Source organism: Amycolatopsis sp. cg13, from assembly GCF_041346965.1.
In the GTDB taxonomy this organism is placed as follows: domain Bacteria; phylum Actinomycetota; class Actinomycetes; order Mycobacteriales; family Pseudonocardiaceae; genus Amycolatopsis.
This window is the reverse complement of sequence record NZ_CP166848.1, coordinates 4,491,497-4,507,752: the sequence shown is the minus strand read 5'-3', so window position 1 is coordinate 4,507,752 and position 16,256 is coordinate 4,491,497. Positions and strand designations below refer to the sequence as shown.

Annotated in this window: 8 protein-coding genes and 3 rRNA genes; 10 read left to right on the top strand and 1 reads right to left on the bottom strand. The window is 65.5% G+C overall.

Annotation, left to right across the window (positions count from 1 at the left end; translation table 11 throughout):
- Positions 1 to 36 precede the first annotated feature (36 nt).
- The 6 genes from AB5I40_RS20605 (at position 37) to rrf (ending at position 10,168) form a co-directional block, all read left to right on the top strand.
- Complete coding sequence (locus AB5I40_RS20605) at positions 37 to 1,317, top strand: MFS transporter (protein WP_370940158.1); 1,281 nt, start codon at positions 37 to 39, stop codon at positions 1,315 to 1,317.
- A 64-nt stretch (positions 1,318 to 1,381) separates the two neighbouring features.
- Positions 1,382 to 2,725, top strand: a complete 1,344-nt coding sequence (gene glnA / locus AB5I40_RS20600) for a type I glutamate--ammonia ligase (RefSeq protein WP_370940157.1) — start codon at positions 1,382 to 1,384, stop codon at positions 2,723 to 2,725.
- A 43-nt stretch (positions 2,726 to 2,768) separates the two neighbouring features.
- A complete protein-coding gene (locus AB5I40_RS20595) occupies positions 2,769 to 4,355 on the top strand; it encodes an amidase (protein ID WP_370940156.1) in 1,587 nt (528 codons plus the stop codon).
- 679 nt (positions 4,356 to 5,034) lie between these two features.
- Positions 5,035 to 6,554: ribosomal RNA gene (locus AB5I40_RS20590) — 16S ribosomal RNA — on the top strand.
- Between the two features lie 296 nt (positions 6,555 to 6,850).
- A 23S ribosomal RNA gene (locus tag AB5I40_RS20585) occupies positions 6,851 to 9,966 on the top strand.
- An 85-nt stretch (positions 9,967 to 10,051) separates the two neighbouring features.
- Positions 10,052 to 10,168 (top strand): 5S ribosomal RNA (gene rrf / locus AB5I40_RS20580).
- Together the 16S, 23S and 5S rRNA genes form the textbook arrangement of a ribosomal RNA operon.
- 122 nt (positions 10,169 to 10,290) lie before the next feature.
- Here rrf and AB5I40_RS20575 read toward each other — a convergent pair.
- Entirely contained in the window at positions 10,291 to 10,728 is a 438-nt protein-coding gene (locus AB5I40_RS20575) for an Lrp/AsnC family transcriptional regulator (protein WP_370940155.1), read from the bottom strand.
- 126 nt (positions 10,729 to 10,854) lie between these two features.
- Between AB5I40_RS20575 and AB5I40_RS20570 the strand changes: the two genes are divergently transcribed.
- The 4 genes from AB5I40_RS20570 (at position 10,855) to AB5I40_RS20555 (ending at position 16,251) form a co-directional block, all read left to right on the top strand.
- Positions 10,855 to 11,274, top strand: coding sequence for a rhodanese-like domain-containing protein (locus AB5I40_RS20570; protein WP_370940154.1), 420 nt, complete (start codon positions 10,855 to 10,857; stop codon positions 11,272 to 11,274).
- Positions 11,271 to 12,020, top strand: coding sequence for a type 1 glutamine amidotransferase (locus tag AB5I40_RS20565; RefSeq protein WP_370940153.1), 750 nt, complete (start codon positions 11,271 to 11,273; stop codon positions 12,018 to 12,020). Before AB5I40_RS20570 ends, AB5I40_RS20565 begins: the two co-directional genes overlap by 4 nt.
- 94 nt (positions 12,021 to 12,114) lie before the next feature.
- Complete coding sequence (locus tag AB5I40_RS20560) at positions 12,115 to 13,245, top strand: anion permease (RefSeq protein ID WP_370940152.1); 1,131 nt, start codon at positions 12,115 to 12,117, stop codon at positions 13,243 to 13,245.
- A 30-nt stretch (positions 13,246 to 13,275) separates the two neighbouring features.
- Positions 13,276 to 16,251, top strand: a complete 2,976-nt coding sequence (locus AB5I40_RS20555; RefSeq protein ID WP_370940151.1) for a bifunctional [glutamine synthetase] adenylyltransferase/[glutamine synthetase]-adenylyl-L-tyrosine phosphorylase — start codon at positions 13,276 to 13,278, stop codon at positions 16,249 to 16,251.
- The last annotated feature ends 5 nt before the right edge of the window (positions 16,252 to 16,256 follow it).

The following is a 16,256-nucleotide window of genomic DNA, read 5'->3' as shown; positions in this document are numbered from 1 at the left end:
GTCGACAGAGTTCCGGGCGCACCAGACTTACTGCTCGTGACCGTTGAGACTCGTCCTGCCCGCCGCCTGCACCGCGCCTGGTTCGTCGCGGCGGCCGCGTTCGTCGCCCTCCTCGCCGCCGCCGGCTTCCGCGCCGCGCCGGGTGTCCTGATCGATCCGCTGCACCAAGAGTTCGGTTGGTCCCGCGCCACGATCGGCTCCGCCGTCTCAGTCAACCTCGTCCTGTACGGCCTCTTCGCGCCCTTCGCCGCAGCGCTGATGGAGCGGTTCGGCATTCGCCGCGTCGCGGCCACCGCGCTGTGCGTTGTCGCTCTCGGCGCGGGCGGCACGGTCTTCATGAGCGCCAGCTGGCAGCTGATCCTCTGCTGGGGCGTGCTCGTCGGCCTCGGCACCGGCTCGATGGCGATGAGCTTCGCCGCGATGGTCGCGACGCGCTGGTTCGTGCGCCACCGCGGCGTCGTGACCGGCGTACTGACCGCCGCCGGAGCGACCGGACAGCTGATCTTCTTGCCGTTGATCGCGTCGCTCGCGGTGGACGACGGCTGGCGCACGGCATCCATGGTCATCGCCATCGCGGCTCTCGCGGTGGTCCCGGTCGTGCTGCTGGCTGTACGCGATCACCCTGCCGACGTCGGCGCTGTCGCGTACGGAGCGCCCGAAGGCACCGAAGTGGAGCGCCCCGCGCCGAAGGTCGGCACTGTCCGCCGAGGGCTGACGGTGCTGTTCCAGGCCGCGCGCACCCGTACGTTCTGGCTGCTCGCTATCGGCTTCGCCATCTGCGGGGCGACCACGAACGGGTTGGTCAGCACGCACTTCGTCCCGGCCGCGCACGACCACGGCATGCCGCAGACGACCGCGGCGAGCCTGCTCGCCCTGGTCGGTGTCTTCGACGTGGTGGGAACGATCGCGTCGGGATGGCTCACCGACCGGGTCGACCCACGGATCCTGCTCGGCGTCTACTACGCGTTGCGGGGAGTTTCGCTCGCCCTGTTGCCGCAGCTGTTCACGGACTCGGTCCAGCCGAGCATGTGGGCGTTCATCCTCTTCTACGGCCTCGACTGGGTGGCGACCGTCCCGCCGACGGTCGCGCTCTGCATCCGTTCCTTCGGGGAAGCCGGTCCGATCGTGTTCGGCTGGGTCTTCGCCTGCCACCAGCTGGGCGCGGCGTTCGCCGCGTCCGCCGCGGGCGCGGTGCGCGACCAGCTCGGCGACTACGCGGTCGCCTGGTACGTCGCCGCCGGGCTCGCGGTCGTCGCCTCGGTCGCGTCCCTGTCGATCAGCCGGTCCAGGAAACCCCAGCTCGCACAACTCGCGTGAACCCGTCTCCGATGTGGGTGACCCGTGAAACATGGCGTTAACACGTGCTGGTTAGGGTTCGGCCATGGATCGCCAGCAGGAATTCGTGCTCCGCACTTTGGAAGAGCGCGACATCCGTTTCGTTCGCCTGTGGTTCACCGACGTGCTGGGATTTCTGAAGTCCGTCGCGGTCGCGCCCGCCGAACTGGAGGGCGCGTTCAGCGAGGGCATCGGGTTCGACGGCTCGGCCATCGAAGGCTTCGCGCGCGTCTACGAGTCGGACATGGTCGCCAAGCCCGACCCATCGACGTTCCAGGTGCTGCCGTGGGAGACCCCCGACGGCGGCCCGTACTCCGCGCGGATGTTCTGCGACATCGCGATGCCCGACGGTTCGCCGTCCTGGGCCGATCCGCGGCACGTGCTGCGCCGCCAGCTTTCGAAGGCCAGCGAGGCCGGGTTCACCTGCTACGTGCACCCGGAGATCGAGTTCTTCCTGCTCGCCAACCTCCCCGACGACGGCAGCGAGCCCGAGCCCGCCGACAACGGCGGCTACTTCGACCAAGCCAGCCACGCCACCGCGACGCACTTCCGCCGGCACGCGATCGAAACCCTCGAGGCGATGGGCATCTCGGTCGAGTTCAGCCACCACGAGGGCGCGCCGGGGCAGCAGGAAATTGACCTTCGCTACGCCGACGCCCTGACCATGGCCGACAACGTGATGACGTTCCGTTACGTGGTCAAGGAGGTCGCGCTGACCCAGGGCGTGCGCGCGACCTTCATGCCGAAGCCGTTCACCGACCAGCCCGGCTCCGGCATGCACACCCACGTCAGCCTGTTCGAAGGCGATCGCAACGCGTTCTACGACGCCGAGGACCCGCACGAGCTCTCCGAGACCGGCAAGGCGTTCGTCGCCGGGGTCCTGCACCACGCCAAGGAAATCTCCGCGGTGACCAATCAGTGGGTCAATTCCTACAAACGGCTGATCAGCGGCAGCGAGGCGCCGACGACGGTGTCGTGGGGGAGGGCGAACCGCTCGGCGCTCGTGCGCGTGCCGATGTACTCGCCGGGCAAGGCGTCGTCGCGGCGCGTGGAGATCCGGACGCTCGATTCGGCGTGCAACCCGTACCTGGCCTACTCGGTGATACTGGCCGCGGGGCTGAAGGGCATCGAAAAGGGCTACGAGCTGCCGCCGCCCGCCGAGGACAACATCTGGCAGCTGTCGGACTCCGAACGCCGCGCCGCCGGTTACTCGCAGTTGCCGCAGAACCTCGGCGAGGCGCTCGCCGAGATGGAGAAGTCGGAACTGCTGCCGGAAGCGCTCGGCGAGCACGTTTACGACTTCTTCTTGCGCAACAAGCGGGTCGAGTGGGACAACTACCGGAGCGCGGTCACTCCGTACGAGCTCCGGACCCTGTTGCCGATGCTCTGACGGGCCCCCGGGCCGTGCTCCGACGTTGGGGAGGCATCGGAACATGGGAAAAAGACTGCCCGCCGTACTCGCCGCACTGGTCGCGGCGGCGGGCTTGGCCACCGCGCCGCCGGCGGTCGCGATGCAGGATGAACCCGCGGTCGACGCGGCGGGCCTGCACTTCGACCTCGACCGCGCCGACATCCCGTTCCTGCAGCACCGGATGGCGGCAGGCCAGCTCACGCCGACCCGGCTGACCAGCGCGTACCTCGCCCGGATCCGGGTGCTGGACCCGAAGGTCAACGCCGTCCTCGCGCTCAACCCGGCCGCGCTCGCGCAAGCCGCGGCCAGCGATGTCCGGCACCGGACCGGCCGCACCCGCGGTCCGCTCGACGGGATTCCGGTGCTGGTCAAGGACAACGTTGACACTCACGACCAGCAGACCACCGCCGGTTCGCGCGCGCTGCGGAGCCGTCCGGCCAAGGACGCCACGCTGATCACCCGGCTGCGCGACGCGGGCGCGGTGATCCTCGGCAAGGCGAACCTGTCGGAATGGGCCAACTTCCGCGCCGCGAAGCCGACTTCCGGCTGGTCCGGCGTCGGCGGCCAGACCAACAACCCGTACGTCCTGGACCACAACCCGTGCGGTTCCTCCGCCGGGTCCGCGGCCGGCGTCGCCGCGTCGCTCGCGCAGGTCGCGATCGGCAGCGAGACCGACGGGTCGATCGTGTGCCCGGCCGGGATGACCGCGACCGTCGGCCACAAACCGAGCCTCGGGCTCGTCAGCCGCACCGGCGTCGTGCCGATCTCCGCGGAGCAGGACACGGCGGGACCCATCGCGCGCAACGTTGTCGACACCGCGCTGACGCTCTCGGTGCTGCAGGGCCGCGACCTGTCCGACCCGGCCACTCTCCGCTACCCGTCGACCCAGCCGACCGACTACGCGAAACTCCTCCGCCCCGGCGTCCTGCGCGGCGCCCGGATCGGCTTGTGGCGGCTGCCGGTGCTCGGCCCGGACACGGACGCCGTGGTCAGCAAGACGAAAGCCGCGCTGGAACGCGCTGGCGCGACGGTCGTCGAGGTCAACCTGCCGTACCAGGACCGGCTCTCGGAACTGGAGTTCCCGGCGCTGCTGACCGAGTTCCACCGCGACATCGACGCCTACCTCGCCACGCGCCCCACCGGCCCGCGGAACCTGGCCGACCTCATCGCGTACAACCGCGCTGACCCGCTGGAACGCACCTGCTTCGCTGGTCAGGAACTGTTCGAGCAGGCGCTCGCCGCACCCGGCCCGCAGGATCCGGCCTACCTGAAGAACCGGGCCGAGCTGACCGACCTGGCGCGCCGGTCCCTTGACGAGACCCTCGCGAAGTACGACCTGGACGCCATCGCGTCGCCGACGAACCCGCCGGCCTGGAAGACGGACTGCAAGGTCGGCGACAACGACGTGATCCCGTCCTCGACCCCGGCCGCGGTGGCGGGGTACCCGGCGGTCACGGTCCCGGCCGGTTCGGTCGGACCGCTGCCGGTGGGGATTTCGTTCATGGGCGGCCAGTGGACGGACGGGAAGATGCTCGCCCTGGCCGCGGACTACACGCGGGTCGCGCCGGTTCGGGTTCCGCCTCGGTACCTGCCCCGGTTGCCTGGGTAAGCCTTCGGGGTGACGGTTTGTGGCCGCCGGTCAGTGCACTGCACTGGCCGGCGGCTTTCGTTTTTGGCAGGTTTCGCTGGGGATCGAGCGGGCCGGGCAGTCGGCTGACCTGCGCAATCGGGTTGCGCGGGCGGGCGCGAAGGGGTGGACTTGGGCTGGTTCGAGGGCATCCGGGCGGAGACCTGGGTCACTCGGGGGCGCTCCGGAGCCCTTCCGGACGCTCCCGAGCGCCCGCGAACCGGTCGAATCGGCCCGCTGTCAAGGCTCTGACCAGCGTCGATGCCGTTAAGTGACCCCCCTGTTTTCGGGTGGTTGGAAGGCATGTAATCTTCTCTTCGTCGCCAGGAACACCGGGCCGGCGGGGCCGAAAGCCTCACCGATCAGGAGCCAGGGCCGAGCGGGTTGACACCGCGAAACGGACCAGGTAATGTTCAGCGTCGGCCCACGAGCGGCCGCCGACTCCCTACAACTAGCTTGTAGGTACCGGCATGCTCGACCAAAAGCTTGAAATAACGCATCGAGTTGGGCCTGGTTGATTCCGGGGCCGGTTCGGGGTGTGTTGCTTGAGAACTCAACAGTGTGCTAGTGAACTAAGCCAGTAGAGCTTATATATGAAACCCCCTCGTCGGGGTTTCCTTTGAGAATGATTGAGAAGTAGTCTCGATCGAACTTTACAGCATTGTTGGAGAGTTTGATCCTGGCTCAGGACGAACGCTGGCGGCGTGCTTAACACATGCAAGTCGAACGCTGAACCGGTTTCGGCCGGGGATGAGTGGCGAACGGGTGAGTAACACGTGGGTAATCTGCCCTGTACTCTGGGATAAGCCTGGGAAACTGGGTCTAATACCGGATATGACATTTCACCGCATGGTGGGGTGTGGAAAGTTCCGGCGGTACAGGATGAACCCGCGGCCTATCAGCTTGTTGGTGGGGTAATGGCCTACCAAGGCGACGACGGGTAGCCGGCCTGAGAGGGTGACCGGCCACACTGGGACTGAGACACGGCCCAGACTCCTACGGGAGGCAGCAGTGGGGAATATTGCACAATGGGCGCAAGCCTGATGCAGCGACGCCGCGTGAGGGATGACGGCCTTCGGGTTGTAAACCTCTTTCGCCAGGGACGAAGCGCAAGTGACGGTACCTGGATAAGAAGCACCGGCTAACTACGTGCCAGCAGCCGCGGTAATACGTAGGGTGCGAGCGTTGTCCGGAATTATTGGGCGTAAAGAGCTCGTAGGCGGTTTGTCGCGTCGGCCGTGAAATCTCCACGCTTAACGTGGAGCGTGCGGTCGATACGGGCAGACTTGAGTTCGGCAGGGGAGACTGGAATTCCTGGTGTAGCGGTGAAATGCGCAGATATCAGGAGGAACACCGGTGGCGAAGGCGGGTCTCTGGGCCGATACTGACGCTGAGGAGCGAAAGCGTGGGGAGCGAACAGGATTAGATACCCTGGTAGTCCACGCTGTAAACGTTGGGCGCTAGGTGTGGGCGACATTCCACGTTGTCCGTGCCGTAGCTAACGCATTAAGCGCCCCGCCTGGGGAGTACGGCCGCAAGGCTAAAACTCAAAGGAATTGACGGGGGCCCGCACAAGCGGCGGAGCATGTGGATTAATTCGATGCAACGCGAAGAACCTTACCTGGGCTTGACATGCGCCAGACATCCCCAGAGATGGGGCTTCCCTTGTGGTTGGTGTACAGGTGGTGCATGGCTGTCGTCAGCTCGTGTCGTGAGATGTTGGGTTAAGTCCCGCAACGAGCGCAACCCTTATCCTACGTTGCCAGCGCGTCATGGCGGGGACTCGTGGGAGACTGCCGGGGTCAACTCGGAGGAAGGTGGGGATGACGTCAAGTCATCATGCCCCTTATGTCCAGGGCTTCACACATGCTACAATGGCTGGTACAGAGGGCTGCGATACCGCGAGGTGGAGCGAATCCCTTAAAGCCGGTCTCAGTTCGGATCGCAGTCTGCAACTCGACTGCGTGAAGTCGGAGTCGCTAGTAATCGCAGATCAGCAACGCTGCGGTGAATACGTTCCCGGGCCTTGTACACACCGCCCGTCACGTCATGAAAGTCGGTAACACCCGAAGCCCATGGCCCAACCCTTATGGGAGGGAGTGGTCGAAGGTGGGACTGGCGATTGGGACGAAGTCGTAACAAGGTAGCCGTACCGGAAGGTGCGGCTGGATCACCTCCTTTCTAAGGAGCACAACACATCCGCCAGGCCGGGATACCCGGACCAACCTCGGCGGGGTGGCCGGAGTTTAAAACCCGCACGCGGTTTTGCTCTGGTTGCTCAAGGAATTGTGGAACTACTGGTTAAGGCTCATCGCGGTGGTTGAGACCGCCGGTTAGTACTGCGGCTTGCCGCGTGGAAGGCCGGTCGTCGATCCGGGTGGTGGGTTGTTTGCTGGCACGCTGTTGGGTCCTGAGGCAACACACGTTGTTTCTGGTGTGGTGTTTGAGAACTGTAGAGTGGATGCGAGCATCTTTGTGGTCAAGTTGTTAAGGGCACATGGTGGATGTCTTGGCTTCAGGAGCCGATGAAGGACGTGGGAGGCTGCGATATGCCTCGGGGAGCTGTCAACCGAGCTGTGATCCGAGGATTTCCGAATGGGGAAACCCAGCACCAGTGATGTGGTGTTACCCGCCGGTGAATATATAGCCGGTGTGGAGGGAACGCGGGGAAGTGAAACATCTCAGTACCCGCAGGAAGAGAAAACAAAAGTGATTCCGTGAGTAGTGGCGAGCGAAAGCGGAAGAGGCTAAACCGTTTGCATGTCAAGCTGTCAGGCGTTGTGCAGGCGGTGTTGTGGGACCCACCTTGGAGAGACTGACATTTCTCCGGATGTACGCGATGGTTAGCGGAACGCCTTGGGACGGGCGGCCGGAGCGGGTGAGAGCCCCGTACGCGAAAGCTGTCGTTGTAGGTCTTGGTGGTGTTCCCGAGTAGCAGCGAGCTCGTGGAATTTGCTGTGAATCTGCCGGGACCACCCGGTAAGCCTAAATACTTCCTGAAGACCGATAGCGGACGAGTACCGTGAGGGAAAGATGAAAAGTACCCCGGGAGGGGAGTGAAAGAGTACCTGAAACCGTGTGCCTACAAGCCGTCAGAGCGTTTCGGCGTGATGGCGTGCCTTTTGAAGAATGAGCCTGCGAGTTAGTGCTGCGTGGCGAGGTTAACCCGGGTGGGGTAGCCGTAGCGAAAGCGAGTCTGAACAGGGCGTATGAGTCGCGTGGTCTAGACCCGAAGCGGAGTGATCTACCCATGGCCAGGGTGAAGCGACGGTAAGACGTCGTGGAGGCCCGAACCCACTTAGGTTGAAAACTGAGGGGATGAGCTGTGGGTAGGGGTGAAAGGCCAATCAAACTCCGTGATAGCTGGTTCTCCCCGAAATGCATTTAGGTGCAGCGTCGCGTGTTTCTTGCCGGGGGTAGAGCTACTGGATGGTCTAGGGGCCTTACCGGGTTACCGAAATCAACCAAACTCCGAATACCGGTTAGTGAGAGCGCGGCAGTGAGACGGCGGGGGATAAGCTTCGTCGTCGAGAGGGAAACAGCCCAGAACACCAGCTAAGGCCCCTAAGTGTGTGCTCAGTGGGAAAGGATGTGGGATTGCCCAGACAACCAGGAGGTTGGCTTAGAAGCAGCCACCCTTGAAAGAGTGCGTAATAGCTCACTGGTCAAGTGGTCCTGCGCCGACAATGTAGCGGGGCTTAAGCACACCGCCGAAGCTGTGTCATTCACGCAATAGATCGACGTTCGTCCTCGAGACGGTCGTCCAGTCGTGTGGATGGGTAGGGGAGCGTCCTGCATCCAGGGAAGCGGTCGCGGAAGCGAGTCGTGGAGGGTGCGGGAGTGAGAATGCAGGCATGAGTAGCGAATGCAGAGTGAGAAACTCTGCCGCCGGATGACCAAGGGTTCCTGGGCCAGGCTAATCCGCCCAGGGTAAGTCGGGACCTAAGGCGAGGCCGACAGGCGTAGTCGATGGACAACGGGTTGATATTCCCGTACCCGAGCATGTGCGCCCATGGCGAGGCGGTTGACACTAACCACCCGAAGCCGCGGAGGAAGTCTTCGGACGGAGTCTGTGTGTGGAGCGTGGGACCTGATTCCGTAGTAGTCAAGCGATGGGGTGACGCAGGAAGGTAGCTCCGCCAGGCGATGGTTGTCCTGGTGTAAGCGTGTAGGCCGTCATGTAGGCAAATCCGCATGGCACATGGCTGAGACGTGATGCGTAGCCGTTTGAGGCGAAGTGGGTGATCCTATGCTGTCGAGAAAAGCCTCTAGTGAGTGCATGCACGGCCCGTACCCCAAACCAACACAGGTGGTCAGGTAGAGAATACCAAGGCGATCGGGTGAACTGTGGTTAAGGAACTCGGCAAAATGCCCCCGTAACTTCGGGAGAAGGGGGGCCAAGCACCGTGAAGCTTCACGCAAGTGGAGCGGTGGTTGGCCGCAGAGACCAGCGGAAAGCGACTGTTTACTAAAAACACAGGTCCATGCGAAGTCGCAAGACGATGTATATGGACTGACGCCTGCCCGGTGCTGGAACGTTAAGAGGACCGGTTAGCGCTTCGGCGCGAAGCTGAGAATTTAAGCGCCAGTAAACGGCGGTGGTAACTATAACCATCCTAAGGTAGCGAAATTCCTTGTCGGGTAAGTTCCGACCTGCACGAATGGCGTAACGACTTTCCGGCTGTCTCGACCACAGGCCCGGCGAAATTGCATTACGAGTAAAGATGCTCGTTACGCGCGGCAGGACGGAAAGACCCCGGGACCTTTACTATAGTTTGGTATTGGTTTTCGGTTCGGCTTGTGTAGGATAGGTGGGAGACTGTGAAGCGCTCACGCTAGTGGGTGTGGAGTCGTTGTTGAAATACCACTCTGGTCGGATTGGGAATCTGAACCTCGGACCATGATCTGGTTCAGGGACAGTGCCTGATGGGTAGTTTAACTGGGGCGGTTGCCTCCTAAAGGGTAACGGAGGCGCCCAAAGGTTCCCTCAGCCTGGTTGGCAATCAGGTGTCGAGTGCAAGTGCACAAGGGAGCTTGACTGTGAGACAGACATGTCGAGCAGGGACGAAAGTCGGGACTAGTGATCCGGCACCTCCTGGTGGAAGGGGTGTCGCTCAACGGATAAAAGGTACCCCGGGGATAACAGGCTGATCTTGCCCAAGAGTCCATATCGACGGCATGGTTTGGCACCTCGATGTCGGCTCGTCGCATCCTGGGGCCGGAGTAGGTCCCAAGGGTTGGGCTGTTCGCCCATTAAAGCGGCACGCGAGCTGGGTTTAGAACGTCGTGAGACAGTTCGGTCCCTATCCGCCGCGCGCGCAGGATACTTGAGGAAGGCTGTCCCTAGTACGAGAGGACCGGGACGGACGGACCTCTGGTGTGCCAGTTGTCACGCCAGTGGCATGGCTGGTTGGCTATGTTCGGAAGGGATAACCGCTGAAGGCATCTAAGCGGGAAGCCTGTTCCAAGATGAGGTATCCCACCCCATGTGGGTTAAGGCCCCCAAGAGACGATTGGGTTGATAGGCCAGAAATGGAAGCACAGTAATGTGTTGTCGAGTTGACTGGTACTAATAGGCCGAGGACTTGCCCACAAAGATCGCTCGCATCCACTCTACGGTTCTGAAACACCACACCGGCTGTCACGACTGTGACAGGGTGTGTGTTGTTTCGGAGTGTTTCGGTGGTTTTAGCGTCAGGGAAACGCCCGGTCCCATTCCGAACCCGGAAGCTAAGCCTGACTGCGCCGATGGTACTGCAACCGAAGGGTTGTGGGAGAGTAGGACACCGCCGAACTTAACCAAACAGTCTGGGCCCCGGTCGAGAACCTGAGAAGGTTTTCCCGGGGCCCAGACTCGTTTCCGACCCAACGTCAAGGACCGGACCTCATCGAGGTCCGGGCCTTCGTCATATCCAGGTCACAGCGGCAGCCCGCGTCTCCGAACGGGAGAAGAGAACACCAGCGAGGTCGTCGTCTCGCCGTAGCGCTGGGCTCGCTCCACGAACTGCTCCAGCTCCGCCGTCGTGCGGCAGTGCACCCGGAGCAGCCAGCACTCGTCTCCGGTGACGTGGTCGGCGTCGGTGATTTCCGGCAGCGGGAGGATCGTCTCGCGGAACCGCGGGCCGTCCAGGCTGCGGACTCGGACCCGGACCATCGCCTGGATCGGGCGGCCCAGCTTCTCTGGATCGACCCGCGCGCCGTAGCCGGTGATCACCCCGCGCTGTTCCAGTCGGCGCACCCGTTCCGTCACGGCCGGCGCGGACAGCGACACCCGGCGGCCGAGTTCTGAGAACGTCAGGCGGCCGTCGGACTGGAGCAGCTCCAGCAGGCGCCGGTCGACGTCGTCCAGTTCCACTCGCAGCACCCCTTTCCCAGACTCCAGGCTAACTGCCGTCCAGACCCGGAAAACCCTGGTGAAGACGGCCGAACACCTGGATCTTCCTCTGTCTCCCACCAGGCCCGGAACGGGAGGATCAACAGCGTGAAACCTCGCATCCTCAGCCTGCCCATCGAAGCTCCTGCCAACGCCGTCGAGTACTTCGGGCGCGAACTCGCCTTCGAGGTCGACCCGGTCGATCTCGCCCTGGACCTCGCGGACGGACGCACCGACGGCTACGTCCTCGTCGAGACCCGCAGCCCCGGCGCGTATGCCGAAGCGCACCTGCCGGGCGCGATTTGCTTGCCGTACCGGGAAATGACCGAGGAAAGCACCCGCGACCTCGACCGGAGCCTCGTCTACGTCTGCTATTGCGAAAGCATCTACTGCAACGCCGCTACCCAGGGCGCGTACCGGCTCGCGCAGCTCGGCTTCACGGTGAAACGGCTCTCCGGCGGCATCACGACCTGGCTCGCCCACGGCTATCCGACCGAGGCTGGCATGGCCGTACCCTGGACGGCGTGACTCGTCTGCTCATCATCCAGCCCGATGCCACTGACCCGCTCGGCCCGCTCGGGGAGTGGCTCACCGAGGCGGGCGCTGAGCTCGACGTGCGGCTGCCGCCGGAGCAGGACCTGCCCGCGAGTCTCGACGGCTACGCCGGGCTGATCTGCCTCGGCGGCGGCATGGGCGCGCTCGACGACACCAAGCACCCCTGGCTTATCGAGGTCCGGAAGCTGCTCGCCGCCGCAGCGGGGAAGGCCGTGCCGACGCTCGCGGTCTGTCTCGGCGCGCAGTTGCTCGCCGTCGCGACCGGTGGGCAGGTCGCGGAGGGCGAGGGCGGTCCTGAGGTCGGACCGGGGCTGGTGTCCAAGAAGGACGCCGCGTGGATCGATCCGCTGTTCGCGGACATGCCCTTCCTCCCGGATGTCCTGCAGTTCCACCGCGACGTCATCACGGTTCTGCCGCCAAGCGCCGAGCTGCTCGCGTCCACGCCGAAGTACGCGAACCAGGCCTACCGGATGAACCGTTGTGTCTACGGTGTCCAGTTCCACATCGAGACCACTTCGGACGTCGTCCTCGCCTGGGCCGAAGCCGAGCCGGAAATGGCGGAACTCACCCGTCCGGGCGCGCTCGAGCGCGAGAGCCTGATCTCTGCGCACGCGGAAATCGCCGAGACGTGGCGTCCGTTCGCGCGCCGGTTCGTCCAGTTGGCCGCCGGTCAGCTCCAGGCGGCTCCGGAAAGTCAACGCCAGTTGCCGTTGGCTTAACGGATGACGTCGGGATCACTTACGGCGAGTTAACGGTTCACCCAAACGGTCAGGTACCTTGCGAGAGGTATTTCCGTAGGGTTCGGAGGTCGGGGTGGACCCCTCGCTGCTCGTCGTCGTCGTGATCTGCACGGCGCTGGTTTTCGATTTCACCAACGGCTTCCACGACACGGCGAACGCGATGGCGACCTCGATCGCCACCGGAGCACTCCGGCCCCGCGTCGCCGTCGCGATCTCCGCGGTCTTGAACCTGGCAGGCGCGTTCCTGTCGGTCGAGGTCGCGAAAACGATTTCCAGCGGTCTGGTCGACGAGACGAGGATCGGGCCCGCCATCGTGTTCGGCGGGCTCATCGGGGCGATCGTCTGGAACCTCTTCACCTGGTACGTCGGCCTGCCGTCGAGTTCGTCGCACGCCCTGTTCGGCGGCCTGATCGGCGCGACCTGGGTGTCCGCGGGCGCGGATTCCGTGCACTTCGCCAAGATCGTGGACAAGGTGCTCGTTCCGGCCGCCGCGTCCCCGATCATCGCGGGAGTGGCGGCGGCCGCGGTCACCTTCCTCGTCTACCGGTTCCTGGTCCGCAAGCGCGGCGGGCGCGGATTCCGAGTTGGGCAGATCGTTTCCGCGTCGCTCGTTTCGCTCGCGCACGGCACCAACGACGCGCAGAAGACGATGGGTGTCATCACCCTGACGCTCGTGGCGGCCGGCAGCCTCCCCGCCGGGTCCGCGCCGCCCGTCTGGGTGATCATCAGCGCCGCGTCCGCGCTCGCGCTGGGCACGTACCTCGGTGGCTGGCGCATCACTCACACGCTCGGCAAGGGCCTCACCGACATCGAAGGTCCGCAGGGCTTTTCCGCGCAGACCAGCAGTGCTGTCGTGATCCTGCTGTCCTCGCACCTCGGTTTCCCGCTCTCGACCACGCACGTGTGTTCGGGAGGCATCGTCGGCTCTGGCGTCGGCCGTCGCGAGGCTCCGGTGCGCTGGCGGATGGCGGGCCGGATGGTGCTCGCGTGGCTGTTCACGCTGCCCGCGGCGGCGATCGTCGGCGCGGCGGCGGGCAAGATCGCTTCGCTGGGCGAGGCCGGGACCATCGCGGTCGGCTTCGCCGGAATTCTCTTCGCAGCCGGGATTTACCTCCTGTCGCGGCGCAAACCCGTCACCGCACACAGCTTCCAGGTTCCCGAACCTTCTGCTGCCGACACCGAACCGGACCGCCTGGCTGCCTGAACCACCCTGTGTCCGGCTACGGTGTGAGCGATGGCAGAGCGCGCGCGGACCACAGCTTCGGCGGCCAGGTACGGCTTCACTGACACCCGGGCCGACGGTCAGCTGCGCGCAGCGGGCTGGTGGACCGAAGGCGGACCCGCCGACGGTGCCACGGACGTCCTCCTCGCCCTGTCTCGCGCCGCGGATCCCGACCTCGCGCTGGCCGGTCTCGACCGCATCCGCGAGGCCGACGAACCTGGCTGGCCTGAGCTGGACAGCACGCTCCGAGAGAACCGCACGTTCCGCGGACGGCTCCTGGGCGTGCTCGGCACCTCCACCGCGTTGGCGGACTTCCTGGTCGCCAATCCCGGTGAGTGGCGTTGCCTCGCGGACAACCGCTGCACCGATCCGGCGAAGTTCGCGGAACGCCTGCTTGAGCGAGTGCGGCAGGACGACGGAACGTACGTCACCGGAACCGCTGCCGAACACGAGCTGCGAGCCGGATACCGCGGGCTGCTGCTCGGCATCGCCGCCGCGGACCTCGGCCACCTCGTCGAGCCCGGGCTGGAACACCCGCAGTTCCGCGACATCGCCAGCGAGCTGACCACTCTTGCCGAAGCGTCGTTGCAGGCCGGGCTCGTGGTGGCCGAGCAGGAGGTCGGGGCGTCCGCGGAAGGCACGCTCGCGGTGATCGCGATGGGCAAGACCGGCGGTCGCGAGCTGAACTACGTGAGCGACGTCGACGTCATCTTCGTCGGGGCCGGTGACCTCGGCGTCGCGACCCGGCTGGCCAGCACGATGATGCGGCTGGTCGGCAACGCGTGCTTCGAGGTCGACGCGGCGTTGCGGCCGGAAGGCAAGAGCGGCGCGCTGGTGCGGACGCTCGAAGGGCACACGGCGTACTACCAGAAATGGGCGAAGACCTGGGAATTCCAGGCTTTGCTGAAGGCGCGTCCGGTGGCGGGGGACGCCGAGCTGGGCCGGCAGTACGCGGAGATGGTCGCGCCGATGGTGTGGTCGGCCGCGGACCGGGACAACTTCGTGACCGAGGTCCAGCAGATGCGCCGCCGGGTGGAGGACCACGTCGCGTCGGAGCATCTCGAACGCGAACTGAAGCTGGGCCGCGGCGGGCTGCGGGACGTCGAGTTCGCGGTGCAGCTGCTGCAACTCGTGCACGGCCGGGTGGATCCCGCGCTGCGCTCGCCGTCCACTTTGGAGGCCTTGGCCGCGCTCGGCGACGGCGGGTACGTCGGCCGTGCGGACGCGGCGGAGATGAGCTCGTCGTACGAGTTCCTGCGCACCGTCGAACACCGGTTGCAGCTGCGCCGGTTGCGGCGGACGCACCTGTTCCCCGCCTCGTCGGATACCGATGAGCTGCGGATTCTCGCGCGCGCCTGTGGGATTCGGCCGGTTCGCGGACGCAGCCAAGGCGAGGCGCTGCTGGCCGAGTTCCGCCGCCACGCCCAGGGGATTCGGCGGCTGCACGAGAAGGTCTTCTACCGTCCGCTGCTGCAGTCGGTGGCGAATGTGCCGACTGAAGCGTTGCGGCTCACCACGAAACAGGCCGCCAGCCGGCTCGCCGCGCTCGGGTACGCCGCGCCGGAAGGCGCGCTGCAGCACATCAAGGCACTGACCTCGGGGGTCTCGCGACGCGCGGCTATTCAGCAGGCGCTGCTTCCGGTGTTGCTCGACTGCCTGGCCGACACGCCGGATCCGGACGGCGGTCTGCTGTCGTATCGCAAGGTGTCCGAGGCGTTGCAGGACACGCCTTGGTACCTGCGGGTGCTGCGGGACGAGGGCACTGTCGTCGAGCGGCTGGCCTTCCTGCTCGGCACGTCGAACTTGGTGCCGGACCTCCTCGTCCGCGCGCCGGAAGTGCTTCAGCTGCTGGGAGATCCGGCTCGGCTGACCGGCCGCACTCCGGCTGAGGTGGCGACTTCCCTGCGGGCTGCCGTGCGTCGTCAGCCCGGGTTGAGCGCAGCCGTCACTGCTGCCCGGTCCCTGCGACGGCATGAGCTGCTGCGTGTCGCGTGCGCGGATTTGTTGGGACTGCTGGATGTTCCGTCGGTCTGCGAAGCGCTGTCGAGCGTGTGGGTGGCGGTGCTGCAGGGCGCGTTGTCGGCGGCTTACCGGCAACGGCAGGCCGAGCTGGGACGTACTCCGGCGACGATCGCGGTCATCGGCATGGGCCGGCTCGGCGGAGCGGAATTGGGCTACGGCTCGGACGCGGACGTGCTCTTCGTCTGCGAGCCCGCCGAAGGGGTTCCGGACGCCGAAGCGCTGCGGTTCGCCTCGTCGGTCGCGGAGACGGTGCGGAAGATCCTCGGCGCGCCGAGCGCGGATCCGGCGCTGATCGTCGACGCCGATCTTCGTCCCGAAGGGCGCAGCGGGCCGCTGGTCCGAACGCTGGAGTCGTACCGGGCGTACTACCAGCGCTGGGGCGAGGTGTGGGAGTCGCAGGCGTTGCTGCGGGCCCGGTTTGTCGCCGGGGACGACGAGCTTGGCCAGCGGTTCATCGAGATGATCGACCCGTTGCGCTATCCGGAAGGCGGGCTCGACCCGACGGACGCGCGCGAGATCCGGCGGATCAAGGCCCGGGTGGAGACCGAACGTCTCCCGCGCGGCGCCGACCCGACGCGGCACACGAAACTCGGCCGAGGCGGTCTCGCCGACGTCGAGTGGACCGTCCAGCTTCTGCAGTTGCAGCACGCGCACGAGGTGCCCGGCCTGCGGACGACGTCGACCCTCGACGCGCTGACCGCCCTGGCCGAAGCGGGCCTCGCTCCTGCGGAGTCGGTGGAGTCGTTGCGCGAGGCCTGGCTGCTGGCCACGCGCGTGCGCAACGCGACGATGCTGGTCCGCGGCAAAGCGGCGGACGAGGTGCCCGGAACCGGCCGCGACCTCGCCGCGGTGGCTCGCGTGTTCGGCTACTCGGTGGACGACGACCCCGGCGAGTTCCTCGACGCGTACCGCCGTGTGACGAGGCACGCGCACGCGGTGGTCGAGGAACTTTTCTACGACAACTAACGTGG

Coding starts and splice junctions, on each gene's coding strand:
- AB5I40_RS20595 (WP_370940156.1), top strand. CDS start 2,769: ATGGGAAAAAGACTGCCCGCCGTACTCGCCGCACTGGTCGCGGCGGCG.
- glnA (WP_370940157.1), top strand. CDS start 1,382: ATGGATCGCCAGCAGGAATTCGTGCTCCGCACTTTGGAAGAGCGCGAC.
- AB5I40_RS20555 (WP_370940151.1), top strand. CDS start 13,276: ATGGCAGAGCGCGCGCGGACCACAGCTTCGGCGGCCAGGTACGGCTTC.